This is a genomic window from Devosia sp. (assembly GCF_025809055.1).
Taxonomy (GTDB): Bacteria; Pseudomonadota; Alphaproteobacteria; order Rhizobiales; family Devosiaceae; genus Devosia.
On the sequence record NZ_CP075529.1, the window covers coordinates 2,016,455 to 2,041,137 of the forward strand.

Genomic DNA, 24,683 nt, shown 5'->3' on the forward strand with positions numbered 1-24,683 from the left:
GCACCTCTCCCCTGAGGGGAGAGGTCGGCGCGCAGCGACGGGTGAGGGGTTCAGGATATCGGCTCGGGCCGAGAGGCCTTCACCCCTTACCCCGGCCCTCTCCCCTGAGGAGAGAGGGGGCCGATCTGCGCTTGAACAGATATCAATCCGCATCACGCCCGCCCATCCGCGCGCGCCTTCATCGGTCCACCCAGGAACGGCGCGAAGCCGGTCCCCATGATGACCCCGACATCGGCGAGGTCCGGCGAGGCGACCACGCCCTCGGCCACCACCACCTCGGTCATGTCGACCAGCGGCTTTACCAGCTCGCGGCCAAGGCCTGCCAGGTCGCGGTGCTCGGGCACTTCGCCTTTCACCGCCTTGCCCTTCTCCCACTTGTAGAAACCCTCATCGGTCTTGCGTCCCAACTTGCCCGCCGCGATCAGCCGCGCAAACTTGGAATTTTCCGGCACCGCATGGCCCAGTTCGGTCGCCACCGACCGGCCGACGTCAAGGCCCACCGTATCCATGAGTTCGATCGGCCCCATCGGCATGCCGAAAGCCACCGCCGCCGCGTCGAGCAATTCCTTGCTCTCGCCGCGTTCCACCCGCTCCACCGCGCCCAGCATGTAGGGCATGAGCACGCGATTGACGAGGAAACCCGGCGCGGATTTCACCACCACCGGCGACTTGCCGATGGCCAGGGCAAAGCTTGCGCCCTTGCCGATGGCCTCGTCGGAATTGAAGGTCGAGCGGATGACTTCCACCAGCGGCAATTGCGCCACCGGATTGAAGAAGTGCAGCCCGATCAGCCGGCCCGGGTCGGCCAGTGCCTCGGCAATGCGTTCCAGCTCGATCGAGGAGGTATTGGTCGCCAGGATCGCGCCCGGCTTCAGCCGGCCCTCGACGCCCTTGAAAATGGTCTGCTTGACCTCGAGCTTTTCCACCACCGCCTCGATGATCACATCGGCGCGGGAAACCCCTGTGCCCTGCGGGTCGGGCACCAGGCGCAACATGGCCGCGTCGACCTCGCGCTTTTTCTTGTAGCGTTTCTGGAACAGCTTCTTGGCCCGGTCCAGCGCCGGCTGGATGCGGGCCATGTCGAGATCCTGCAGGGTTACGCTCATGCCGCGATAGGCGCACCAGGCGGCAATATCGCCCCCCATCACGCCCGCGCCGATCACATGCACCCGCGCAAACTTGGCGCCCTTGATGCCCTGTTTCTTGAGCCCTTCGGAAAGGAAGAATACCCGGCGCAGATTGGTCGCGGTCGGCGAGGCCATCAGCGGCACGAAGGCAGCGATCTCGCCCTTGACCATGGCCTGCCAGTCATTGCCGTGCTCTTCGAACAGGTCGATCAGCGCATAGGGGGCGGGATAGTGTTCCTTGCGTGCCTTCTTGCCGGCCTGTTCGCGCATCTGCTTGGCGACGACCCCGCGCAGCGGACCCATGGCCATGGCGCGCTTGTTGAACCCGGCCGGCGTCGATTTGCGCTTCTGCAGCACCGCCTTGCGGCCTTCCCAGCGCAGCATGTCGCGATGGCGCACCAGCTTGTCGACGAGGTTGAGGCCCCGCGCCGCGCCGGCCCGCAGCATCTTGCCGGTCAACATGATGCTCATGGCATCGACCGGACCGGCCTGGCGGATGGAGCGGCCCGTGCCGCCAAAGCCGGGAAAGATGCCCAGGTTGACTTCGGGGAAGCCAATGCGGGTCTTGTCGTCATTGACGGCGATCCGGTAGTGGCAGGCGAGCGCCAGTTCGAGCCCGCCGCCCAGGCAGAAGCCGTGGATACCGGCCACCACCGGCACCTTGAGGTTCTCGATCCGCCAGAACAGGGCATGGGTGCGCTTGAGCGCCTCGGTCAGGATAGACGGTTCGCTGATGCTGTCGAATTCGCTGACATCGGCCCCGGCGATGAAGCCGCTGTCCTTGCCCGAAAGCAGCGCCACGCCGACCAGCTCGTCGCGCTTGGCCAGGTCCTCGATCCGCGCCACCAGCGTTTCGAGCTCCATGATGGCCTCGCGGCTCAGCGTATTCACCGAACCCTCCGGCGAATGGATGGTCAGCCAGCCGATTTTTTCGAAATCGGTGTGGAAGCTCCAGTGTTTCGTATCGGTTGCCTGTGGGGCGATCATGGTCACTCCTCGCGTTCGGCTCATTGTCCGTGATGGAGTTTCCTCCACCGGGTCATTCCCGCGAAAGCGGGAACCCCTGTTTACCCTTCAACGGAGGTTCCCGCTTTCGCGGGAATGACTCCGCATTTCTCCCTACTCCGCGGCCTGCTGCGTCGTGGGTTTCAGCACATCCATCTGGAAGTCATCGACATGCACGGCGCGGTTGGTCGCTTCATCGGCCGCGCGCATGACGCCGGCCTCGTTGTCGTTGAGCACCCCGGCCGCCACGGCATCGTCGATGGCATCGCGGTCGAGCCGCCGCTCGAACACGCCCTTGCGCGCCGCCTTGACGAACTTGGCCTCGATGTCCTCGGCTTCCGTCACCTTGATAAAGGCATCTTCGAGCACGCCTGTGACGTCATTGGGGTCCATGGACACATAGACGCCGGTGGTCAGCCGGTCGCGGAAGCCGCCGGGCCGCAGCACCGCACGCACGAACCGGTAATTCACCCGGTCGCTGGCGCGCTTGGCGTGCCGCCCCAGCGGGAAGCACAGAAAGCGCATGGCATTGGCAAAGAACGGATTGGGGAAGTTGGCAAAGACCTCGGCGAAGATGCGCTCCATATTGGCCACGCGATCCGCCATGATCGCGTCGATCAGTTCGCGATCTTCTTCGATCCGCCCTTCCTCGTCGAAGCGCTTGAGTGTCGCCGACATCAGGTAGAGTTCACCCAACAGATCCGCCATGCGGCCGGACAGCTTCTGCTTGCGCTTGAGTGCCCCGCCCAGAACCACCGTGGTCCAGTCGGCAACCAGGGCAAAATCCTGCGCATAGCGGTGCAACCGGCGATACCAGCGCGTCATCGGGCCCTGATTGGGCGAGGAGGCGAAGGCGCCGTTGGTCAGGCCATGGAGGAAACTGGCCACGATATTGCGCAGCATGAAGGCCGTGTGCCCGCCAAAGGCGCCGTCGAACGCATCGAGCCCCGCCTTGCGATCCTTGTCCTGCACGGCCTGGATTTCGCGCAGCAGGTAGGGATGGGCGCGCAGCACGCCCTGGGCAAAGGTCATCAGCGTGCGGGTGAGGATATTGGCACCCTCCACCGTGATCGCCACCGGCATGGATTGATAGGCACCGAACAGATAATTGCCCGGACCGTCCTGGATGGCGCGACCGCCCTGGATATCGAAGGCATCGTCCATGCTGTCGCGCATGGCTTCGGTCGTGGTGTATTTCAACAGACCCGCGATCACCGCCGGGCGCTGGCCCTCGTCGACCATGGACGCGGTCAGCCTGCGGGTGGCCTCATACATATAGGCGCGCTTGATCATCTCGCCGAGCGGTTCGGCGACGCCTTCCATGATGCCGACGGGGATGCCAAACTGGCGGCGCACCCGCGCATAGGCGGAGGTGGCGCGCAGCGTCGCCTTGATCGAGGTGGTGCCGATGGCCGGCAGCGAAATGGCGCGGCCCGTCGACAGGCATTCCATCAGCATGCGCCAGCCCTGGCCGGCATAGTCCGTGCCGCCAATGAGGAAATCCATGGGGATGAACATGTCGGTGCCGCGCACCGGGCCGTTCATGAAGGCCTGCCGCGCCGGATAGTGCCGGCGCCCGATATCGAGCCCGGGATGATCGTGCGGGATCAGCGCCAGGGTGATGCCGATATTGTCGCCGCGGCCGAGCAGGTTGTCAGGGTCTTTGAGGATAAAGGCCAGGCCCACCAGCGTCGCGATCGGCGCCAGGGTAATGTAGCGCTTGTCGAAGCTGAGGCGGACGCCCAGCACCTCCTGCCCGTTATAGGTGCCCTTGGTGACCACGCCGATATCGCGCATGCCGCCAGCATCGGAGCCCGAATGCACCCCAGTGAGGGCAAAGCACGGCACTTCCTGGCCATTGGCCAACCGGTGCAGATATTTGTCCTTCTGCGCCTTGGTGCCGTATTTTTCGAGCAGTTCGCCCGGCCCGAGCGAATTGGGCACCATCACCGTGATCCCGGCCGCCACAGAGCGGCTGGCGATCTTGGAAACGATCATCGACTGCGCCTGCGCCGAAAAGCCGAGCCCTCCATGCTCCTTGCCGATCAGCATGCCCAAGAAGCCCTTGGACTTGAGGAAGTCCCACAGTTCCGGGCTGAGATCGGCACGATTGTGGCGGATATCCCAGTCGTCGATCATCTTGCAGGCGGTTTCGGTCTCGTTGTCGAGGAAGGCCTGTTCATCGGCAGTCAGCGTCAGCGGCCTGATGCCGGTGAGCTTGTCCCAGTCCGGGCGGCCCGAAAACAGTTCCGCGTCCCAGCCCACGGTCCCGGCATCCAGCGCTTCCTGCTCGGTGCGGCTCACCTTGGGCAGGATGGATTTGACCGCGCCATAGACCGGGGTGGTGAGCACCGCCATGCGGATCGGCTTGATGGCCAGGACCAGCAGCAGGGCGCCGAACACGATCAGCACCCAGCTGAACCAGCCCAGCCCGTAAGTCGCGCCGCTCTCGAGGAAATCCAGCCCGCTGGCCAGCCCGATGGCGACCAGACCAGCGCCCCATTGCCAGAGCGGGCTTTCCCGCATCGCCAGCACGGCAAATACGACGATACTGATCGCGATCAGCAAAAGGGCCATTCCCAGTCCTCCTCGGACGGGCCTGCCAGCAACCGGGGCAGCGCACCGCCATTTTCAAAATGCCGGGCTGGTGCCGCCTTGGAATCGGCCCAGCCTTACCCTTGCTTGCGCGCACCTTAGCGCGGTCCGGGGGCTTCACATAGGGTCAGTTTACTCAAGTTTACGTATACGTCAACTGATGGCCGCATAGGTAGCACGTATGGTCGCTGCGAGCGCTCACCACATTGTGGCCTTGCCGCTCCGGCAACGAATTGACGCTAACGTAAACCCATGGAATAGTTTACCGGCGCAGAACCGGAACACCGGTCGGAGCAGCATCTGGAGCAAGCCCGGCCCGGAAGGCGGGGAGCCCTGAGGAGGAGACGCCATGGACACGACCGATACCGGCCACGATGCCGTTCGCCCCTGGACTGCCAGCTATCCCGAGGGGATCGTCTGGGATGACGCCATCGACGAAACGCCCGTCCATGAGCAGGTTCTGGCGGCCTGCGCCAAGAACCCGGGCGCCACTGCTCTCGATTTCCTGGGCGGCACCACCAGCTTCGGCGAGCTCAGCGAACAGATCATCGCCTTTGCCGGCGCCTTGCAGAGCCAGTTTGGCGTCACCAAGGGCAGCCGCGTGGCGCTGATGCTGCCCAATACCCCCTTCTACCCCATCGCCTATTACGGCGTGCTGCGGGCCGGCGGCACCGTGGTCAATTGCAATCCGCTCTATACCGTGCCCGAGCTCAGCCACATCACCGCCAATGCCGGCGCCGATATCCTGGTGACGCTCGACCTCCAGCAGATTTACGAAAAGGGCGAAGCCCTGCTCAAGGCCGGCCACGTTGGCAAGCTGGTGGTCGCCCACTTCCCCAATGCCCTGCCGCTGGTCAAGAAAATCCTCTTCTCGATCGCCAAGCGCAAGGATCTGGCGCATCCCGAATATGGCGCCTCGATTGTCTCCTTCGAAAAGCTGATCGCCCGCAATGACAAGCCGGGCGCCGTGGCCATTGACCCGCGCAACGACATTGCCGTCCAGCAATATACCGGCGGCACCACCGGTGTGCCCAAGGGCGCCCTGCTGACCCACGCCAATATCGCGGCCAATATGAGCCAGATCGACAAATGGGGCTGCGGTCTGTTCTACCCGCCCTCCAAGGTCGTGGCGGTACTGCCCTTTTTCCACATCTTCGCCATGACCGTGTGCATGAACGTGCCGCTGTGCAACGGCACCCAGGTGGTCATGCTGCCACGCTTCGAGCTCAAGGCACTTTTGGGGCTTCTGACGCGCACCCGTGCCAATGTGTTGCCGGCCGTGCCGACCCTGCTCAATGCCGTCGCCCGCGCCGACAGTGCCACGGCTGAACAGCTGGCGAGCCTGGAAGTGGCCATCTCCGGCGGCGCTGCTCTGCCCGATGAAGTGCGCCACGCCTTTTCCAAGAAATCCAAGGCCATTCTGGCCGAAGGCTATGGTCTCACCGAAGCCTCGCCTGTGGTCTGTTGCGCAGCCCTGCGCGTGCCCTCCAAACCCATGTCCATCGGCCTGCCCCTGCCCGGCACCGATATCCGCTTCGTCGATGTCGACAGCGGCACGGTCGTCGGTGTCGGCGAGAATGGCGAATTGCAGGTCAAGGGTCCGCAGGTCATGGCCGGCTATTACGAAAATCCCGAGGCCAGCCAGGAGGCCTTCATGGATGGCTGGCTGCGCACCGGCGACGTCGGCCACATGGATGAGGACGGCTATGTCTTCCTCGTCGATCGCATCAAGGATCTCATCATCTGTTCGGGCTTCAACGTCTATCCGCGCACCATCGAGGAAGCGGCCATGACCCACGAGGCTGTCGAGGAGGTCAACGTCATCGGCGTACCCGACGAGTATCGCGGCGAAGCCCCGGTTGCCTTCGTCAAGCTCAAGGCCGGCAAGTCCGTCACCGAGGCCGATCTCAAGAGCTATCTGGCCGGTCGCCTCAACAAGATCGAAATGCCCAAGCAGGTCATCTTCAAGGATGCCTTGCCCAAGACGCTGATCGGCAAATTGTCCAAGAAGGAACTGCGTGAGGAATACGCGCAGATGCAGGCCAAGAAGTGACCGAGACCGACGCCGATAGCCGGGACCTCTACGCGATTGCCGATCTCGCCCGCGAGTTCGGCATCTCCACCCGTGCCATTCGCTTCTATGAGTCCAAGGGCCTGCTCTCGCCCGAACGCGTCGGCGCCACCCGTATCTTCCGGCGCCGAGACCGCGCCCGCCTGATTCTCATCCTGCGCGGCAAGCGGCTGGGTTTCTCGCTGCGCGACATTTCCGACTATCTCAGCCTCTACGACGCCGACCGCGCCCAGCAGGTCAACCTGCTCGCCGGAAAGGTCGACGAACGCATCGCCCTGCTCGAACGCCAGCGCGACGACCTCGACATCACCATTGCCGAACTGCGCGAAATCAAGAAACTCGCCGAGGAACGCCTGCTGCGGAAGGCGGGTTGAGTTATTGTACGTAATTTCGTACAATAACTGCAAGGAGACCCTGCATGCGTGCGAAATCCATTTCCGACTTCCGCAAGAATATCGCGGCCGACATTGACGCGGCCGTCGAGGACCATGTCCCATTGATCATCACCCGCCCCGGCGGGAAGGATGCTGCCGTTGTCATGTCGCTCGAGGACTTTAATTCTTGGCAGGAAACCGCCTACCTGTTGAGCAGCCCGGCAAACGCCGAGAGACTTCGCCGGTCCATCGCGGACCTGGATGCCGGCAAGGGCGTTGAGAGAAAGCTCCTTGAGTAGGCGCGTCATATTCTCGGATGATGCGTGGCAGGATTATCTGTACTGGCAGGAAAACGACCGAAAAATCCTGCGCAAAATAAACGCCTTGATCAAGGAATGTCAGCGAACGCCCGAAGCCGGTTCCGGTCGGCCGGAACTGCTGCGATACGAATATGCTGGATGGTGGTCGAGGCGCATCGATGAAGAGCACCGCCTGGTGTACCGCGCCGACGAGCTTTCCGTTGAAATAGCGCAGTGCCGGTACCACTACCGGAAAAGCTAGCGCGGTCCCCGCCCTTTCACGGTCTTCGTCATCAAATCCGGCTTCTTCGGTTTCACCCAGCCCTTTGGCGGCTGGCGCAGGGGCGCATTCGAGCCCAGTCCGATCTGGCCCGGCGGTGCCTGCCCCACCTGCACATCGATCGCATTGCCCTCGTCATCGACGATGGCCATCGCCGCCTGGTCCTCGCCCCGCAGCCGGGCAATCTCGTCCCGCAATCGCGCCGCCGTCTCGAAATCGAAATCAGCCGCCGCCGCTTCCATCTGCCTCTCCAGCGTCACCAGCCGCTGATGATTGGTTCGTGATGACATCGATTTCTCCCGGTTCACCAGCTTCACCCTCCCCCATGTGGGGAGGGAAGCGAGATAGGACTTAGCCCTTGCTAAGTCCGTCCAATCGAGCAGGGTGGGGGTATCCTCGCGCCTGCCCCAGCACACCCACCTACCCCACAAACGCCTCCACCTCATCGAGCCGCGCCGCCTCACCCGCCGGCTTGTCCCAGCGGATGCGGCTGATGCGCGGAAAGCGCAGCGCCACGCCGGATTTGTGCCGCCCGCTTTTCTGCGCAGAGTCAAACGCCACCTCGAACACCAGTTCTTTTTTCACCTCGCGCACCGGCCCGAAACTGCCGATCGTATTGGCGCGGATCCAGCGGTCGAGCTGCTTCAACTCCTCGTCGGTAAAGCCGAAATAGGCCTTGCCGATGGGCACGATCTCATTGCCCTTCCACACCCCGAATGTGTAGTCCGAATAGAACGAGCTGCGCTTGCCATGCCCGCGCTGGGCATACATCAGCACCGCATCGACCACATTGGGGTCGCGTTTCCACTTGAACCAGAACCCCTTTGGCCGCCCCGGCACATAGGGCGAGTTCCTGAGCTTGATCATCACCCCTTCATGGCCATGATCATCGGCGCCCTGCTGCCGCAACCGGCCCAGCGCATCCCAGTCGCCGAAGGACAATACCGGCGAGAGATCCAGCCGCGTCTGCGGATTTTTCGCAAACCAGGCTTCGAGCCGTTTCCGCCGCTCCTGCCATTCCAACACCCTGATGTCCTCGTCGCCATCGAACAGAATGTCATAGACCCGCACGAAACCCGGCAGCGCCGCCATCTGCTTGGCCTGCGCCACCTTGCGATTGAGCCGCTGCTGCAGGTCGTTGAACGAGCCAGCCTCGAAATCTGCCCCCACCAGCAATTCCCCGTCCAGCACCGCCCGGCCCATGGCCGCGTCGACCACATCGGGAAAACTGGGCGCGATATCGTCGCCGGTCCGCGAAAACAGCGACACGCCGTCCTTGCCCAGCACCAGTTGCACCCTGATGCCGTCCCATTTCCATTCGGCGGCAAAGTCGGCCGGGTCGAGCTTGTCAAAATCCTCCGGCTCGATCGGCGTCGACAGCATCAGCGGATGAAACCGCGCCGCATGGTCGATTTCCGGACGCCCGGCCCGCCCCTCCAGCCAGGCAAACAGGTCTGCATAGGGTGGTTTGAGGCCATGCCAGACCTCTTCGATGGCCTGCAACTCCACCCCACTCATCTGTGCCAGCGCCGTCTTGGCCAGCCGCGCCGAAACCCCGATGCGCAAGGCCCCGGTCGCCAGCTTGATCAGCGCCCAGCGCTCGTGGATCGCCGCCTTGGTCAGCAGGTCACCGATCAGCCGCGGCAGTTCGGCCTTGCTGGTCTGGTTGAGCAAGCCCACCAGCTCGCTCAGCCGCGGCAACTCGCCCGCGCCGTGATGCGGCCAGATCAGCGCAATGGTTTCACCCAGATCGCCGACATAGTCATAGCTGAGCGCAAACAGGGTCTCGTCGACCTCGGCCAGGACGGTCTGCTTGAGCAGGGCCGGCTTCACATTGGCAATGTCGAGCTCCCCGGTCAGTACCGCCAGCGCCAGGCCCCGGTCGGGGTCCGGCACCTCGGCAAAATACTGCGCCAGGGCGGCAATCTTGCGCGTGCGCGATGGCGTCAGCGCCAGAAGTTCGAGCAGGTCGGCAAACCGCTTCATTCCCCGCCCTCCCCACCATCGTCATCGAGCCCCGGCAGCGCCAGCGGTTCGGCCTCTAGCCCCTGCTTGCGGCACCAATAGACCAGCCCGTCCTCGCGGCCATGGGTCACCCAGATGGTCGAGGCGCCGCTTTCGAGAATGGAGCTATTGAGCTCGCCCCAGTCGCAGTGATCGGAAATCACCAGCGGCAGTTCGACCAGCGCCTGGCGCGCCCGCTGCTTGATGCTCATCCAGCCCGAGGCCTGGCACACCACCGGGTCTGGAAAGCGCCGGCTCCAGCGATCCCGGATCGCCGACGGCGGTGCGATGACGATTTCGCCCGCCATTGCCGCCTTGGCCATGCCCGTTGCCGGCAGCAATTCCCCCAGCGTCACCCCCAGCGACTTATAGAGTTCGCACAGCCGGATCATCGCGCCGTGAAGATAAATGGGCCGGTCCCAACCTGCATCGCGCAACAGGCCAATGACCCGCTGCGCCTTGCCCAGCGCATAGCACCCGACCAGGTGACAGCGCTCCGGCTGATCGGCCACAGATTTCAGCAACCGCGCAATCTCGTCTCGCGGGTCCGGATGCTGAAACACCGGCAGGCCGAACGTCGCCTCGGTGACCATCAGGTCGCAATCCACCGGCTCGTAGCGCTCCGAAGTGCGGTCCGGCAGGCGCTTGTAGTCGCCGGTCACCAGCGCCCGCTGACCCTCGGCTTCGACCAGCACCTGCGCCGATCCAAGGATATGCCCGGCCGGGTAGAGGCTTACCACCGCCTCATTGATCCGCAGCGTTTCGCCAAATCGCAGCGCCTCGAACGAGCCGGCGCAATCCTCGCCATAGCGCACCTTCATGATGGCAATGGTTTCCGGCGTCGCCAGCACCGCCCCATGTCCGCTGCGCGCATGGTCGGCATGGCCATGGGTGATGATGGCGCGCGGCTTGGGCACATCCGGATCGATCCAGGCATCCAGCGCCGGCACATAGAGATCGCGATCAAGAATGGGCTTTGCCATGACACCCACAACGCTGGCCGGTGAATTCCGGTTCACCACCCTATGCCGCCATGCTGACACGTGCTGTCACCAGACCCCATTGGCCGAGTTTGGCGCTCCGCAGGTGCCCCATTCACGGTGTCATCCCGGCGCAGGCCGGGATCCATCTCCGGACCTTTGGACGCGCACGCCTTTGGGTGATTCAGCTTGCGAGTGAAATGGGCTAGAACTGGCCAACCAAGGAGCCCGACATGCGCAAGACCACCCACCCTGCCGGCACCATTCACCGCCTCACCGTCGAGAGCGCGGCGCTCGCCGGCAACCGCCTGGGTGACCCCACCACCCGCATTGTCGATGTCTACATTCCCCATGGCCATGATGGAAAAGACCTGCCCCTCTTGGTCGATCTTGTCGGCTATACCTCCGGCGGCCCGGCCCATACGGCCTGGAAGAGCTTTACCGAAAATGTCCCGGAACGGCTCGACCGGCTGATCGGCGATGGCAAGCTGGCGCCCGTCGCCGTTGCCTTCCCCGATTGCTATTCGCGGCTGGGCGGCAACCAATATGTGAACTCGCCCATTCTCGGGAACTACGAGGACTTCCTCGTGGCCGAAATGCTGCCGGCCGTGGAATCCCGCTTCGGCTGCGGCGGCACCGGCCGGCGCGGGGTCTTCGGCAAGTCATCGGGCGGGTTCGGCGCCCTCGTCCACGCCATGCGCTATCCCGAAGTCTGGTCCGCCGCCGCCAGCCATTCCGGCGATGCGGGGTTTGAAAACCTCTACCTCGGCGAATTTCCCGCGACCCTGCGCGCCCTCGCCAAGTACGACAATTCCATCGAAAAATGGCTCACCGCCTTCGAAGCCAAGCCCAAGCTCGACGGCAAGGACACACTCGTACTGATGATGCTGGGCCAGGCCGCCAGTTTCGATCCCGATCCGGACCCGTCCAGCTTCCTCGGCCTGCGCCTGCCGGTCACCCTCGACACCTGCGAGATCATCGCCGAGCGCTGGGCCAACTGGCTCAAATGGGACCCCGCCCGCATGGTCCAAACCCATGCAGGAGCGATAGGCAAGCTCAAGAGCTTCTATCTCGAATGCGGCACCGAGGATCAGTACAATATCCTCTACGGCACCCGCCGCATCCACCGCACCCTCGATGAAGCACGCATCGCCCATCACTACGAGGAATTTCCCGACAACCACTCGGGCGTCGACTACCGCATGGATATATCCCTGCCCTACCTAGCCGAGGCCTTGTCCCGGTAAGGTCCACTTCTAGGGCGTTTTGCCTATGAACTGAGCCCTCGCCTCCATCGTCCCCTCGCCCCTAAGGGGAGAGGGATGGGGCACCACCGGGTCATTCCCGCGAAAGCGGGAACCTCCGTTTTCCGTCACAGATGCCTACCAGCGAGGACCCGAGCCAGCGCCACCCCGGGGTCACACCGCCTTGCTGACCTCCAGCAGGCCCGGCCGCTTGTCATTGGCTGCGGTGATCGCCGCCTCCCCACCAAGCACCACGACATGCCCCTTGGCCGCCACGGCATCGACAGCCTCGGCCAGGGCCAGGAAATCGGCACGGCTGGTGTTGAGGATTTCGTCGCGCCGCCGCTGCCGCAATTCATCACTCGTGCCGTTGAGAATGCGCCACATGGCCGAATAGCCCTTGGCGTCGACAAATTCGGGCCGGTCGAGATCGCCGACCACCCCGATCACCGAGCGCACCAGGTCCGTTTCCCCGATTTCCGCCCGCAGCGCCTTGGCCGCCCCGTCATAGGCGTCGAGCGTCTTGAGCAGGTTCGGGTCGCGATAGCTGAGAAAGGCGAAATTGCCTGAGCTGAGGTCAAAGCGGCTCGATCCGCCATAGGCCCCGCCCTGCACCCGCACCTTGTCCCAGAGATAGGTGGTGTTGAGCAGCCGCAGCGCCACCGCCGAAGCCGCGCTCAGGTTAAAACCCAGTGCCTTGAGATTGGCGCCCTTGCCCACATAGTTGACCTGCGCCGGGATCACCAGGCCCTCGTTTTTCGGAGCAAAGGCGTGGCTCCAGTCGGCATCCGCATGGGTGCCATCCGGAATGGCTCCGGCAAACGCCGCCAGCTCGGTCCTGGCCTGGTTCCACAGCGCGCCGTCCGCCGTCAGGTTCATCACCATGCGGCCGCGGTTGAACAGCGTGTCGCGAATGGTCCTGAGCACCGCCTCCACGCCCGCCCAGTCGCTGTCGATGCGCTTGACCAGGTCCTTGAGGAACTGCCCATAGGACACACCGCTCATCTGCTCGGCAATCCAGCCGGCCTCGGTCAGGCCGGCCTTGATGCGCGTATCGGCGATCCCGTTGCCGCCCGGCACGAGCCGGGCCTCGAACCCGGCCTTTTCTTCCAGTGCCATCTGCTTGAACCGCTCGCGATTGTCGAGCCGTGCGTCGAGCAGCACATCGCCAAAGATGGCCAGCATCTCGGCGAACCGGTCCGGCACCGCCTTGCCCGAGAGGAAGAACCAGGCCGCCGTTCCCGCCCCGTCCTGCCGGCTCGCCAGCCCCCGGTGCTGGGAAATCCCGCCCGTGGTGCGGCCGATCCGCTGGGTCAGGGAGACAAAGTCTTCCTTGCCGGTCCCGGTCTGCAGCAGCGCCCGGCCGAACAGGGGCAGATAGGGCAGATGCGCCTTGTCCAGCACATGCAGGTCAAAGCCGATATCGAGATACAATATGCCCAGCGTCGGCAGGTCGTGATAAAGCGTGCGCACCCCGCCCACCGCGACCTCCTCGGTCGGCACGGTGCGGATATCGCGGTCGAGATCGGCCAGTGTCAGCGTCGGGATTTTGGCCAAGTCATCGGGGCTGTCGACGCTTTCCTGCAACGCCTTGAGCCGTTCCGTCCGCTCCAGAACCGCCTGCAGTTCATCTCCATCGAGGCCAGCCCGTACCGCGGCCAGCTTGTCCTCTTCGGCCTTGGCCTCGCGCGCGCCCTGCTCAGGATCGGCCTCGAGCCGCGCCGACAACCGGTGCGGATTGTCGAGGAACAACCGCCTGATCTCATCCTGGAAATGCCTGCCGCCGGCCTTGGCCTTGAGCGCCTCCATCGCTGCCTCGAACTGCAGCGGCGCCATCGGGTCGCCGCCATGCAGCCAGGTGCCCAGCGCGTTGAACATATAGGTCATGCCGCGCGGATAGGAGCCGGTATTCTGCTCGCGCAGGTTGAATTCAAACGTGTTGACCGCCGCCTCGATCTGCTCGGCCGAAAAACCGGTTTCGGCGATTTCGGCCAGCCCGTCCAGCACCAGCTTCTCCACCTTGTCGGCATCGGCCGGGTCCACGCCCTTGAGCCCGAAACCACCCATGGGCTGGCGCAGATAGGAGGAAATCCCGCCCCCGATCATGCCCTCGCCCAGCCCGCTTTCATTGAGCTTCTTGCGCAGCGGCGCCGCCGAATTGCCGGCAAGCAGATAGCTGAGCATGCCATGGCTCAACACCTCTTCGCGGTTCTCCGCCGGCTCGATCATCCAGTTGACCGAAACCATGCCGTCGCGCCGCTTCTCCGGGTCCACGGTCCCCGCATAGGTGCCGGCAATCTGGCGGGGCGCATTCCAGCGCGGCTGCAGCTTCACCTCGGCATCGACATCGATTCTGTCGAAGCGGCTGAAATAGCTGTCCAGAATCTCGAGCCGCTTATCCGCCGGATCGTCGCCGGCAAACACCACCCGCGCATTGGACGGGTGATAATAGGTCTGGTGGAAGCGCTTGAACTGCTCATAGGTCAGCTCGGGAATGGCCTTGGGATCGCCCCCCGAGGACTTGCCATAGGTCGTATCGGGATAAAGCGCGTTCTGCGTCATCGTATGCATCACCGAGTCCGGTGAGGAATAGACGCCCTTCATCTCGTTGAAGACCACGCCCTTATAGACCAGCGGCGCGTCCAGGCTCTCAAGCTCGTAGTGCCAGCCTTCCTGCTCGAACGTGTCCTCCGAAATCAGCGGAAACAGCACGGCGTCCAGATACACGTCCACAAGGTTGTAAAAATCCTTGAGGTTCTGGCTGGCCACCGGATAGGCGGTCTTGTCCGGAAAGGTCATGGCATTGAGGAAGGTGTGCATCGACCCCTTGAGCAATTCCACGAAGGGCTTCTTCACCGGATATTTCTGGCTGCCGCACAGCACCGAATGTTCGAGGATATGCGCAATGCCGGTCGAATCCTCCGGCGGCGTCTTGAAGGTGATGCCGAACACTTTGTTCTCGTCGTCATTGACGAGGCTGAGCACCTCGGCCCCGGTTTTCTTGTGCCGATAGAGCCGCGCCTCTGAATTGATTTCGGCGATGGTCTCGTCACGAACGAGTTCAAAGGCGGGGTGGGACATATCCGGATACTCTTCTTGGTCTTGGTCGACCTAACCTAGGTGCTGAATCGCGGCGTCGCTAGGGCTTCTACGTCAGATTGACCTGTGTATGCGCCTGGCCTGCGGGGCCCGCCTTCTATCCGGCACCCGCGCAAACCTGAACCCTGTCACCGGCAAACCGCCCCCTCGGCTCCAGCGCCCCCTCGCCCCACCGGGGAGAGGGCCGGGGTGAGGGGGGGGCAAACCTCTCGGCTGCTACGAAAGCCAGGCCCGATGTCAGTTCAACGGCAAAACCACCTACACCTCGCCCCTGATCTCGGGCTTCACTTCGTCCTCATACCATTCGCCCAACTGCTTCTTGAGCGCGGGAAACAGGCTGCGCTGATCGCTGGCGGCGACATTGTCGGCGAGCTGATCGGGTTTCGACACCCCGGCAATCACCGTCGACACCTGCGGATGGTCGAGAATCCAGCGCAGGGCGAACTGGCTCATGCTCATGCCCGATGGCGCCAGGCCCTTGAGCTGCTGCACAAGTTCCACGCCGCGCGCAAAGGGAATGCCGGCAAAGGTCTCGCCCACCGAAAAGGCCGCCCCGTCCTGGTTGTAGTTGCGGTGGTCGCTGGGGTCGAACCGGGTGTTGAGGTCGAACTTGCCGGACAAGAGCCCGCTGGCCAGCGGCAGCCGCACGATGATCCCGACATTGTTCTCGGCCGCCTTGGGCAGCAGCACTTCGGCTGCATCCTGGCGGAACAGGTTGAAGATGATCTGCAAAGTGGCGCAACCCGGCTGTTCGAGACAGAGCAGGCCCTCCTCGATGGTCTCGACGCTGGCGCCCCAGTGGCGCACCAGACCCTCGGCCTGCAACTCGTCCATCCAGCCAAAAATGGCGCCGTCGTTCAGCACTTCGGGCGGAACGCAGTGCAGTTGCGCAAGGTCGAGGATTTCCACGCCAAGGCGCTGGAGCGAACCGGCGAGGCTCTGCTTCAGGCCGTCCTTGGTATAGGCATTGGGATAAAGCGTGCCGGCACGGCCCAGCTTGGTTGCCACCACTACGCCCCGAGGCCTGGCATGGGCACCGATGCGGCTCTCGCTCATCCCCCCGCCATAGACATCGGCCGTGTCCCAGAAGGTGACCCCGGCGGTAGCTGCTGCGTCCAGGATAGCCTGGGCGGTCTCGTCGCCCACCGGACCGAAATCGCCCCCCAATTGCCAGCAGCCCAGCCCGATCTCGCTGACCGTATAGCCGGTTTTGCCCAATTGCCGCGTCTTCATGCCCGTTCCTCCAATTCTTGATCGTCGCCGCTTCCTTTGAGGATCACGACCTGATCCTCCGCCGCGATGACACCGCGCCGATGTGTGATGGCGATCACGGTGACCTCACCGGCAATGCGGCGCAGTTCGGCCATGATCTGGCCTTCGGTGGTTTCGTCAAGGGCCGAGCTGGCTTCATCGAGGAACAACACCTTGGGGTCGGCATAGAGTGCCCGGGCGATCGAAATGCGCTGCCGCTCGCCACCCGAGAGCTTCAACCCCCTTTCCCCCACAGTGGTTTCAAACCCATCCGGCAGGCCATCGACAAAGGCGAGGATCGATGCCCGCTCGGCCGCCCGCCGCATCCGCTCGGCGTCATAGGGGCGGCCCAGGACGATGTTGGTGGCGAGGCTATCGTTGAGCAGCATCACGTCCTGCGGCACCACGCCCACCGCATCATACCAGCCGCTGCGCTTGAGATCGCGCAGGTCCATGTCGTTGATGAGAATGCGGCCCGAACTCGGCTCCAGCGATTTGAGCGCCAGCTTGAACAGCGTCGTCTTGCCCGATCCGGTCGGACCGACGAGGAAGGTCAGACGCCCCGGCTCGGCCACGAAACTCACGTCGCGCACGGTTTCGCGGTCGCCATAGCGGAAACCGACATTTTCAAAGGCGATCCGCGCCCGCTCGATCCGCACCGGCCGGTCACCATGCTGCCCACGGTCTTCCGGCGCCTGCCAGATGCGGGCAAAGGGCATCAGCCGCGCCATGGCCCGCATGACCTCGTCGATGGCCATGCCGATCATCTCAAAGGGCTGGTTGAGCTGCACCAGCAAGAGGTTGATGAGCACGATATCGCCCACCGTCACCTCGCCGGCCTCGAAGCGTGGCAGCAGGATCAGAAAGGTCAGCGCCAGTTGCAGGCCCAGTGCCGTGCCGAAAATCGCCGTCAGCAGCAGCCGGCGCCGCGACCAGCCGACCCAGGATTTCCGGGCCAGCCCCGCTTTCTCGGAAAATTTCTCGCTGATCCAGCGGTCGCCGTTGAAATAGCGCAACGTCTCCATGGCATTGACGGCATTGCCGACGAACCGCGCATTGTCCTGATAGGCTTCGATGGCCCGGTCGAGGAGGGGGCGCGTCCAGCGATTGGCGAGATAGGTCAGGCTGATGAAAAAGCTGCCATAGACCAGAACGATCAGCGCGATCTCGATATTGATCACCGCACCCATCAGCGCCATGGCCAGCCCGATCTGCAATCCACCCGGCAGGAAGGTGTGGATCGCCATCTGCACCAGCCCATAAAGGGCATTTTGACCCTCCTGGCGCGCGGTCTGTATCTGCACAGGATTGTTGTCGATGAAGAACGAGCCCGGCTTGCCCAACAACCGTTCGAAGAAACTGGTGGCGGTGATGAAGTTGAGATTCTCGGCGGCGATGATCGAGAGGTAATTGACCGAGTAGGCTGTCGCCGTCAGCAGGCCCCGCATGACGGCGTAGAAGACGAAGCCCCAGGCGATGGCCGCCGGCAGGTTGGTGCCGACCAGGTCGTCCACCAGCCGCGAGAAGAAATAGGGCGTGATCACCGCCAGCCCCGCCGAGGCCAGCACCACCAGCATCACACCGGCCAGCAGCCAGTATTCCTCGCGCACGAACCGTCCGTATATCGAGACGACCGAAGGCCGCAGCACCGTCCAGTCGGGGCGGTTTTCTGGTTTGCTCATGAGCATTTGGCTCCGCCGCGGGTCGGAGCGGCACCCTGCCCAGCCCCGCCCCGGCGGTCAACCCGTTTCGATCCGGCCTATTCGAAGTAGTCGGGAAAATCCTCGATGGTCTGGGCCAGAAGCACCTCGGCCCGCCCCAGATGTTCGCGCATGGCCTGTTCGGCCGCGGCCGGATCGGCCCGTCCGACGGCCACGGCGATCACATGATGTTCGGCAATGGCCCGCTGCGTCGAGGAAACACCCAGCGTCAGGTAGCGCACCCGGTCGAGCTGGATCTTGTGCTCGTCGATCAGCTGCCAGGCGTATTCCACCCCGGCCAGCCGCGCCAGCGTCCGGTGGAACTGCTCGTCGAGCGTATGGAAGCGGCGCGAGTCCTTGGCGTCGGCCGCTTCCTGCTGCTCGGCGATCAACTGTTCAAGTATGCCTGCCGCCTCGGGTCCCGGCTGGCTCGCCACGCGGCGGATGATTTCCACTTCGATGCTTTCGCGGATGAACCGGCTCTGCCGTACGCCATCGGGGGAGATGCGCTTGACCACCGTGGCCCGCTTCGGCCGGATCAGCAGCAGCCCCAGTTGCGCCAGCCGGATAAAGGCCTCGCGCACCGGTTGCCGCGAGACCCCGTAGCGGGCGGCGATATCGCTCTCGGAAATGACGTCGCCGGGCTTGAGCGCCATGCTGACGATCTCGTCGCGCAGCGATCCCACCACACGCGATGCCATGGTCTGCGGGCTGTTCACGATCTGGTTGTCCGCCATGCTGATTCCCCCTGCCTGACCATGGGACGCCGCGCCCGGCCTGGCTCCCCCGCCCGTGCACCCGTCCACAGCTTTGTGACCGTGGCACCCCGTTTCCGCTTTCCGGACGGCCGAGATGGCCGGGTTGCACGCGCGCCATCGGCACGATTGTAGAAAGAAACTATACCGCTTCGCAATCTTGTATGGTAGATGCAGGGCAATTCGGCCCCATGGGGGTCCGTCCGTGTCAAATTCGCATATCTGGAGGAGTTCGAATGGCCAAGACCTACGCGCTGGTGGGCACCGGGGGTCGCGCCCGCATGTTCTACGAGGCGATCCTTGGTCCGCATCGCGATCAGTCCAGGCTTGTTGCCCTGTGCGACACCAATCAGGTGCGCATGGACTTCACCAATAAGGTCATCGCCGGCGAACTGGGCGGAGAGGCCGTGCCCACCTACAAGGCCGCCGACTTCGGCAGGATGGTCACCGAACAAAAGCCCGACACGGTCATCGTCACCTCGATCGACCGTACCCATCACAACTATATTATCGCGGCGCTCGAAGCTGGTTGCGACGTCATCACCGAAAAGCCGATGACCACGGACCCCGAAAAGTGCCAGGCCATTCTCGACGCTGTCGAGCGCACCGGGAAGCAGGTCCGCGTTACCTTCAACTATCGCTATGCCCCGCACAATTCGGCCCTGCGCGAACTCATCGCCGAGGGCGCCATCGGCAAGGTCACCTCGGTGCATTTCGAATGGCTGCTCGATACCCGCCACGGCGCCGACTATTTCCGCCGCTGGCATCGCGACAAGCGCAATTCCGGGGGCCTGATGGTCCACAAGTCGACCCACCATTTCGATCTGGTCAATTTCTGGCTCGGCTCCCAGCCCGAAACCGTCTTCGGCATGGGTGATCTCAAGTTCTATGGCCGTGCCAATGCCGAGGAGCGCGGCGTCTATACGCCCTATACCCGCACCACCGGCGTCGAGGCGGCCAAGGGCGACAAGTTCGCCATCGATCTGACCGCCAACCCCGTCCAGAAGGGCCTCTACTGGGAGGCCGAGAAGGAAGACGGCTATCAGCGCGACCAGAACGTTTTCGGCGACGGCATCTCCATCGAGGACACGATGAACGTCATCGTGCGCTACCGCAACAAGGCGGTGATGACCTATTCACTCTACGCCTATGCGCCCTGGGAAGGGTTCAACGTTGCCATCAACGGCACCGGCGGCCGCCTTGAGCTGACCGTGCACGAAAACAGCTACATAAATGCCGGTGCCGGTTCGGAAACCGAAGGCGCAGCCAAGGGCGTCAAGCTTTACCACTTCCCACTGCATGGCGAGCCGCGCGTGGTTCCGGTCAAGCATGGCGAAGGCGGCCATGGTGGCGGCGACAAGATCATGCTCGAGGAAATCTTCGGAAACGCCACCCCGCGGCCCGGCTACGGCGCCAATCACCGCGACGGGGCCCTGTCCATCCTCACCGGCATCGCCGCCAACAAGAGCTTTGCGACCGGCCTGCCGGTGGATGTCAAAACGCTGGTGAAGCTCTGAATTTTTCCACCAAGTGGAGGCCACCCTCCCCCTCAGTGGGGAGGGTAGTGCAGCTTGGGCTGAAAGCCCTTAGCGGAACTAGGGAGGGGGTGCCTTTCCCTCGTCAACCGGTCAACACCCCAAGGCCCCTACCGCGCGAACGGCACGCTGGCGGTCAGCACGTCGCCCGAATTGTTGAACTCGACCTCGAAATCCACCGTGATCCTGTCATTGACCAGGACGATCCGCGCCCCGATGCGCACGTCGCCACCGGCGCGGTCCTTCTGCTGCTCGCGCAAATCGAAGCTGATCTGCCCGCCGGTTTCCCGGCCCACCGCCAGCCCGGTATAGCCGGCATTGGAGGTCATGACCGCTTCGTAGCGCGAGCTCGCCTGCACATAGGCGATCGTGCCGCTGATCGAGAGCGTCGCATTCACCAGCGCACAGCGCCCGGTATAGTTGATCTTGCCCTGATTGCCGGTCGAGACGCTGAGCCGGCAGCGGAACGGCTCCGGCTTGTCGCCGCCCACCAGAGCGCTTTCGCCACGCCAGTCACCGACATAGCCGGCCAGAAGCGCCAGTTCCCGGCCCTGGCCCATGGCCGGTCCCATAGCCAGCATTGGAAGCATCAGCAGCGCCATTGCAGAACGCAGCCAGGTTCTCGCCGTCATCATCTACCCCTTACCTCGTGCCCCCGCACGCTAGTCTTGCCAGCAAGCAAGACATCGCACCAGTAGGACTTGCCAGACCTGACAACTTCGTTACGAAAAGATCACACTTTCGCGCGTCAGATGCTTGGTAGAGGCAAATCCCGTCTGCTAAACGAATTTATTCTGCACCCACGGCGGCGGAAACCCCTTTTTCAGGGGCCTCGGATAAAGTGTGGGATATGCGGGGGCTGGACAGGGCGAGCGCTGCTTGGCGCACCCGCTGGTCCAGGGGAGGATTGAGGGCATATGACTGACGCGCCGATCATCGACGCGAGGAATGTTGACTACACGCTGGACGTCGCCGGACGCCCGCTCAATATCCTCAGAAATGTTTCCCTCAGGGTCGCCCCGGCCGAGGTCATCGCCATTGTCGGCCCCTCGGGCAGCGGCAAGACCAGCCTGCTCATGCTGCTGGCCGGCCTCGAAAAAGCCACCGGCGGCCAGGTTCTGGTCAATGGCAGCGACCTTGGCCCCATGAGCGAGGACGACCTGGCCCGGTTCCGCCGGCACACCCTGGGCATTGTCTTCCAGAGCTTTCATCTCATCCCCTCGCTCACCGCCATCGACAATGTCGGCATGGCGCTGGAAATCGCCGAGCCCGGCCTCAGCATGGCCGAGGTGCGCGAGCGCGCCGCAGCCAGCCTCGCCGCCGTGGGCCTCGACAAGCGCCTCGACCATCGCCCCTCGGCCCTCTCTGGCGGCGAACAGCAGCGTGTCGGCCTGGCCCGCGCCACCGTTGCCGACCTGCCCCTGCTGCTCGCCGATGAACCCACCGGCAATCTCGACCAGAAGACCGGCGCCGTGGTGGTCGACATCATGTTCGATCTCGCCCGCCGCAACCGCACCGCCGTGGTGCTCATCACCCACGATCCGGCCCTGGCGGCCCGCGCCGACCGGGTTTACACCATGACCCAGGGCGAACTCACCGAGACCCCGGTGGACCGCTGATGCAATCGCTCCGGCCCGCCATCCGCATTGGCCTGCTCGACATGCGCGGCGACCTGCGCCGCTTCCTGCTCCTGGTCGTGTGCCTCGCCGTCGGCACTGCCCTCATCGCCGGGGTCAATTCGGTCGGCACCAGCATCACCCGGGCCGTCGAGATCGGCGCCGCCGAAATCATGGGCGGCGATATCGAACTGTCGCGCGCCGACCGCCTGGCCAATCCGGACGAACTCTTTTCCATGCAGGAATGGGGCGAGGTCGTTGCGGTTATCGACACCAATCTGCGCGCCGAAACCTTTGACGGCGAGGCCTTTGCCGATGTCAGCGCCGTGGGCCGCGCCTATCCGCTGCTCGGCGCTGTATCAAGCCCGCAGCTGCAACCGGGAGACTCCGTTGCCGATCTCCTGGCCGAGCAGGATGGCGTGCCGGGCGCCCTGGTCGATGCCATCATGCTCGATCAATTGGGCATTGGCGTCGGCGACACGTTCGGGCTGGGCGGCACCGAGTTTTCGGTGCGCGGCACCCTGGGCCATCTGCCGGACGCACCGGTGCGCGGTTTCCGCCTCGGCATGCCGACCCTGATCACCACCAATGGTTTTGCGCTGGTCAGCGACCGCACCTCGCCGCTCCCGGGCCTTGGCACCTGGTATCGCTACAAGATCCACCTGGCCGACCGCAATATCGAGGCGGGCCTCGCTGCCGCCCATGAGCGCTTCGACACGTCGGGCTGGACGGTGCGCTCGGCGCGCGACGGGCTCGGCCAGATGGTGCGCTATTACGATCTGTTCATGCGCTTTCTGATCATTGTCGGGCTCGGCTCGCTGCTGATCGGCGGCGTCAGCGTCTGGACCGGCATGCGGGCCTATATCGCCGAGCGCTCCGGCGTTATCGCCGTCATGCGCAGCATGGGCGCCGGCCGCAGCCGCATCTTTGTGCATTTCTTCTCCCAGGTGGCGGCGCTCGCCGCCGTCGGCGTCGGTATCGGCCTCTTGGCGGGCGCCAGCGTCGCCTTCCTCATTCTCCCCACTATTGGGGCGGCCGTGGGCATCCCCCTGGCGCCGGCCATTCATGTCCAGCCATTGCTGATCGCCGCCGGCACCGGCTTCGTCACCGCCTTTGCCTTTGCCTATCTGCCGTTGCAACAGGCCCAGACCATCCGCCCGGTGCTGCTGTTCCGCGCCAAGGGGCTCGATGCGCCGCCCGTCGACTGGCGCGCCCTCCTGCTCTCCGCCCAGGTTCTGCCGCTGCTCGCCGCCATCCTCGCCTTCTTCCTGTTGGCCTGGCTGATGACCGGCGATGTCCTGCTGGTGCTCGGCTTTGGCCTTGCCAGTGCCCTGGCCGCCATCTTTTTCCAGCTCTTCATCCGCCTTTGCCAGGCCGGGCTCGCCCGCCTGCCCGAACGCGGTCCCCGCATCATTCGCCATGCCCTGCGCAATATTGCCGGGGCCGGTCAGAACGCCGCCGCCATCGCCGTTTCCTCCGGCATGGCGCTGACTATGCTCATCATCGTCCTCGTCATGCAGGCCAATCTGCAACAGGAATTTCTGGGCGCCTCGGCCTTCGACGCCCCGACCCTGGTCGGCTCGGACCTCTTCCCCGACGAAGTCGAACAACTCGAAACCCTCTCCGCCACCGGCGCCGGCATTTCCCGGTTCGTGTCCACGCCCATGCTGCGCGGCAGTCTGGTCGAGATCGGCGGCACCCCCGTTGCCGAGCGGCGCACACGGGGGCCCGAAGCCACCTTCCTCCTCGCCGGCGAAGTGCCCCTCACCTTCCGGTCAGTGCAACCCGCCTCTTCGCGCGTCACCGCCGGAGAATGGTGGCCAACCGACTATGCCGGACCGGGCCTTGTCAGCCTGCACCAGAGCCTGCGCAATGGTCTGGGCGTCGATATCGGCGACCGGCTGACCTTCTCCATTTTTGGCGAACCGGTTGAGGTCACCATTGCCAGCTTCCGCGATTATTCCTGGCAGGGCGGCATCGATTTTCTCGCCACCTTCTCCCCCGGCGTGCTCGACAATTATCCCACGACGCTCTTTGCCGCGGTCACCGCCGCTCAGGGCGCCGAAGAGGATGTCGGCCGGCTCCTGGCCAGCGAATTGCCCGATATCCGTTTCATCGCCGTTGGCGATACCCTCAAGCAGGTCACCGACGCGCTGGGGCAACTCTCCTTCGCCGCCGCCCTGGTCGGCGGGCTGGCGGTCGGCAACGGCCTGCTCGTCCTCATCGGCGCCCTGGCCACCGGCCGCCGCCAGCGCGAGGCCGATACCGTCATCACCAAGGTTCTGGGGGCCACCCGCACCGAGTTGATCGGCACGGCGTTCCTGCAATACTTCCTCCTGGCCCTCCTGGCCGCCATCCCCGCCGTGCTCATCGGCCTCTCCATCGGGCGCTTCGTCTCGACCCTGATGCTCGAAGTCGAGTTCACCTGGCGCCCCGATGTCATCGGCCTCGTCATTGCCGTCGCCATCCTGGTCACCGCGACCCTGGGCGCCATGACCATCCTCCGCGCCGCCTCCGCCCGCCCCGCCCGCCTGTTGCGGGATCTCTGATCACACGGGCGCTTCACCGATAACTGACTCACCAGCTTCATCACCCCCTCGCCCCTCTGGGGAGAGGGATGGGGTGAGGGGTAAGAACCTCTCGGCCAGCGCAGTCCTGCCCCCATCCCGCACGATTAGCCAGTCCGGAAGGCATATCCCCACCCCAGATGTCACCCCGGCGAAGGCCGGGGCCCATCCTGAGATCTAT

The 24,683-nt window shown here is 64.1% G+C and carries 18 protein-coding genes; 8 read left to right on the forward strand and 10 right to left on the reverse strand.

Annotated elements, in window-relative coordinates; translation table 11 throughout:
* Positions 1-152: 152 nt before the first annotated feature.
* Together KIT02_RS09830 and KIT02_RS09835 are read right to left on the reverse strand one after the other, a co-directional pair.
* Positions 153-2,114: a 3-hydroxyacyl-CoA dehydrogenase NAD-binding domain-containing protein gene (locus tag KIT02_RS09830; protein ID WP_297577383.1), complete on the reverse strand. Its 1,962-nt coding sequence runs from the start codon at positions 2,112-2,114 to the stop codon at positions 153-155.
* 132 nt (positions 2,115-2,246) lie between these two features.
* Positions 2,247-4,709: an acyl-CoA dehydrogenase gene (locus tag KIT02_RS09835; RefSeq protein WP_297577385.1), complete on the reverse strand. Its 2,463-nt coding sequence runs from the start codon at positions 4,707-4,709 to the stop codon at positions 2,247-2,249.
* A gap of 367 nt (positions 4,710-5,076) precedes the next feature.
* Between KIT02_RS09835 and KIT02_RS09840 the strand changes: the two genes are divergently transcribed.
* From KIT02_RS09840 to KIT02_RS09855, 4 genes are read left to right on the forward strand one after another with little or no spacing between them, the layout of a single operon-like run.
* Positions 5,077-6,780 carry a long-chain fatty acid--CoA ligase gene (locus KIT02_RS09840; RefSeq protein ID WP_297577387.1) on the forward strand — a complete coding sequence of 568 codons (1,704 nt, stop codon included), beginning with the start codon at positions 5,077-5,079 and terminating at the stop codon, positions 6,778-6,780.
* A complete protein-coding gene (locus KIT02_RS09845; protein WP_297577389.1) occupies positions 6,777-7,172 on the forward strand; it encodes a MerR family transcriptional regulator in 396 nt (131 codons plus the stop codon). The genes KIT02_RS09840 and KIT02_RS09845 overlap by 4 nt, the downstream gene beginning before the upstream one ends.
* Positions 7,173-7,216: 44 nt before the next feature.
* Positions 7,217-7,471: a type II toxin-antitoxin system prevent-host-death family antitoxin gene (locus tag KIT02_RS09850; RefSeq protein WP_297577393.1), complete on the forward strand. Its 255-nt coding sequence runs from the start codon at positions 7,217-7,219 to the stop codon at positions 7,469-7,471.
* Positions 7,464-7,733: a Txe/YoeB family addiction module toxin gene (locus KIT02_RS09855; RefSeq protein WP_297577396.1), complete on the forward strand. Its 270-nt coding sequence runs from the start codon at positions 7,464-7,466 to the stop codon at positions 7,731-7,733. Before KIT02_RS09850 ends, KIT02_RS09855 begins: the two co-directional genes overlap by 8 nt.
* Here the strand turns inward: KIT02_RS09855 and KIT02_RS09860 are convergent.
* The 3 genes from KIT02_RS09860 to KIT02_RS09870 all read right to left on the reverse strand — a co-directional run bounded on the left by KIT02_RS09860 (position 7,730) and on the right by KIT02_RS09870 (position 10,738).
* Positions 7,730-8,068 (reverse strand): UvrB/UvrC motif-containing protein, encoded by a 339-nt coding sequence (locus KIT02_RS09860; RefSeq protein ID WP_297577398.1) that lies wholly within the window; start codon positions 8,066-8,068, stop codon positions 7,730-7,732. The two genes, KIT02_RS09855 and KIT02_RS09860, sit on opposite strands and share 4 nt — an antisense overlap.
* Before the next feature lie 103 nt (positions 8,069-8,171).
* Positions 8,172-9,737 carry a cisplatin damage response ATP-dependent DNA ligase gene (locus KIT02_RS09865; protein ID WP_297577400.1) on the reverse strand — a complete coding sequence of 522 codons (1,566 nt, stop codon included), beginning with the start codon at positions 9,735-9,737 and terminating at the stop codon, positions 8,172-8,174.
* On the reverse strand, positions 9,734-10,738 hold the full coding sequence (locus KIT02_RS09870; RefSeq protein ID WP_297577402.1) for a ligase-associated DNA damage response exonuclease: 1,005 nt from the start codon (positions 10,736-10,738) through the stop codon (positions 9,734-9,736). The genes KIT02_RS09865 and KIT02_RS09870 overlap by 4 nt, the downstream gene beginning before the upstream one ends.
* A gap of 230 nt (positions 10,739-10,968) precedes the next feature.
* Between KIT02_RS09870 and KIT02_RS09875 the strand changes: the two genes are divergently transcribed.
* Positions 10,969-11,982, forward strand: a complete 1,014-nt coding sequence (locus KIT02_RS09875; RefSeq protein WP_297577405.1) for an alpha/beta hydrolase-fold protein — start codon at positions 10,969-10,971, stop codon at positions 11,980-11,982.
* Between the two features lie 171 nt (positions 11,983-12,153).
* On the opposite strand, the gene KIT02_RS09880 is transcribed toward KIT02_RS09875, so the two are convergent.
* The 4 genes from KIT02_RS09880 to KIT02_RS09895 all read right to left on the reverse strand — a co-directional run bounded on the left by KIT02_RS09880 (position 12,154) and on the right by KIT02_RS09895 (position 18,766).
* Entirely contained in the window at positions 12,154-15,060 is a 2,907-nt protein-coding gene (locus KIT02_RS09880; RefSeq protein WP_297577407.1) for an insulinase family protein, read from the reverse strand.
* Between the two features lie 276 nt (positions 15,061-15,336).
* Positions 15,337-16,311 carry an aldo/keto reductase gene (locus KIT02_RS09885; protein ID WP_297577409.1) on the reverse strand — a complete coding sequence of 325 codons (975 nt, stop codon included), beginning with the start codon at positions 16,309-16,311 and terminating at the stop codon, positions 15,337-15,339.
* Positions 16,308-18,011, reverse strand: a complete 1,704-nt coding sequence (locus KIT02_RS09890; protein WP_297577412.1) for an ABC transporter ATP-binding protein — start codon at positions 18,009-18,011, stop codon at positions 16,308-16,310. Before KIT02_RS09890 ends, KIT02_RS09885 begins: the two co-directional genes overlap by 4 nt.
* Positions 18,012-18,088: 77 nt before the next feature.
* Positions 18,089-18,766 (reverse strand): GntR family transcriptional regulator, encoded by a 678-nt coding sequence (locus KIT02_RS09895; RefSeq protein ID WP_297577414.1) that lies wholly within the window; start codon positions 18,764-18,766, stop codon positions 18,089-18,091.
* Between the two features lie 254 nt (positions 18,767-19,020).
* Between KIT02_RS09895 and KIT02_RS09900 the strand changes: the two genes are divergently transcribed.
* Positions 19,021-20,301 carry a Gfo/Idh/MocA family oxidoreductase gene (locus KIT02_RS09900; RefSeq protein ID WP_297577416.1) on the forward strand — a complete coding sequence of 427 codons (1,281 nt, stop codon included), beginning with the start codon at positions 19,021-19,023 and terminating at the stop codon, positions 20,299-20,301.
* Between the two features lie 128 nt (positions 20,302-20,429).
* Here the strand turns inward: KIT02_RS09900 and KIT02_RS09905 are convergent, their stop codons facing one another.
* Positions 20,430-20,951 carry a heme-binding beta-barrel domain-containing protein gene (locus KIT02_RS09905; RefSeq protein WP_297577418.1) on the reverse strand — a complete coding sequence of 174 codons (522 nt, stop codon included), beginning with the start codon at positions 20,949-20,951 and terminating at the stop codon, positions 20,430-20,432.
* 285 nt (positions 20,952-21,236) lie between these two features.
* Between KIT02_RS09905 and KIT02_RS09910 the strand changes: the two genes are divergently transcribed.
* Together KIT02_RS09910 and KIT02_RS09915 are read left to right on the forward strand one after the other, a co-directional pair.
* Positions 21,237-21,938 (forward strand): ABC transporter ATP-binding protein, encoded by a 702-nt coding sequence (locus KIT02_RS09910; RefSeq protein WP_297577419.1) that lies wholly within the window; start codon positions 21,237-21,239, stop codon positions 21,936-21,938.
* On the forward strand, positions 21,938-24,484 hold the full coding sequence (locus KIT02_RS09915; protein WP_297577421.1) for an FtsX-like permease family protein: 2,547 nt from the start codon (positions 21,938-21,940) through the stop codon (positions 24,482-24,484). Before KIT02_RS09910 ends, KIT02_RS09915 begins: the two co-directional genes overlap by 1 nt.
* The last annotated feature ends 199 nt before the right edge of the window (positions 24,485-24,683 follow it).

Bases quoted from the DNA above. Each gene is read 5' to 3' on its own strand.
- KIT02_RS09850 (WP_297577393.1), top strand. From the start codon at position 7,217: ATGCGTGCGAAATCCATTTCCGACTTCCGCAAGAATATCGCGGCCGAC.
- KIT02_RS09870 (WP_297577402.1), bottom strand. From the start codon at position 10,738: ATGGCAAAGCCCATTCTTGATCGCGATCTCTATGTGCCGGCGCTGGAT.
- KIT02_RS09840 (WP_297577387.1), top strand. From the start codon at position 5,077: ATGGACACGACCGATACCGGCCACGATGCCGTTCGCCCCTGGACTGCC.
- KIT02_RS09895 (WP_297577414.1), bottom strand. From the start codon at position 18,766: ATGGCGGACAACCAGATCGTGAACAGCCCGCAGACCATGGCATCGCGT.
- KIT02_RS09910 (WP_297577419.1), top strand. From the start codon at position 21,237: ATGACTGACGCGCCGATCATCGACGCGAGGAATGTTGACTACACGCTG.
- KIT02_RS09875 (WP_297577405.1), top strand. From the start codon at position 10,969: ATGCGCAAGACCACCCACCCTGCCGGCACCATTCACCGCCTCACCGTC.
- KIT02_RS09830 (WP_297577383.1), bottom strand. From the start codon at position 2,114: ATGATCGCCCCACAGGCAACCGATACGAAACACTGGAGCTTCCACACC.
- KIT02_RS09890 (WP_297577412.1), bottom strand. From the start codon at position 18,011: ATGAGCAAACCAGAAAACCGCCCCGACTGGACGGTGCTGCGGCCTTCG.
- KIT02_RS09915 (WP_297577421.1), top strand. From the start codon at position 21,938: ATGCAATCGCTCCGGCCCGCCATCCGCATTGGCCTGCTCGACATGCGC.
- KIT02_RS09835 (WP_297577385.1), bottom strand. From the start codon at position 4,709: ATGGCCCTTTTGCTGATCGCGATCAGTATCGTCGTATTTGCCGTGCTG.
- KIT02_RS09885 (WP_297577409.1), bottom strand. From the start codon at position 16,311: ATGAAGACGCGGCAATTGGGCAAAACCGGCTATACGGTCAGCGAGATC.
- KIT02_RS09905 (WP_297577418.1), bottom strand. From the start codon at position 20,951: ATGACGGCGAGAACCTGGCTGCGTTCTGCAATGGCGCTGCTGATGCTT.
- KIT02_RS09900 (WP_297577416.1), top strand. From the start codon at position 19,021: ATGGCCAAGACCTACGCGCTGGTGGGCACCGGGGGTCGCGCCCGCATG.
- KIT02_RS09865 (WP_297577400.1), bottom strand. From the start codon at position 9,737: ATGAAGCGGTTTGCCGACCTGCTCGAACTTCTGGCGCTGACGCCATCG.
- KIT02_RS09880 (WP_297577407.1), bottom strand. From the start codon at position 15,060: ATGTCCCACCCCGCCTTTGAACTCGTTCGTGACGAGACCATCGCCGAA.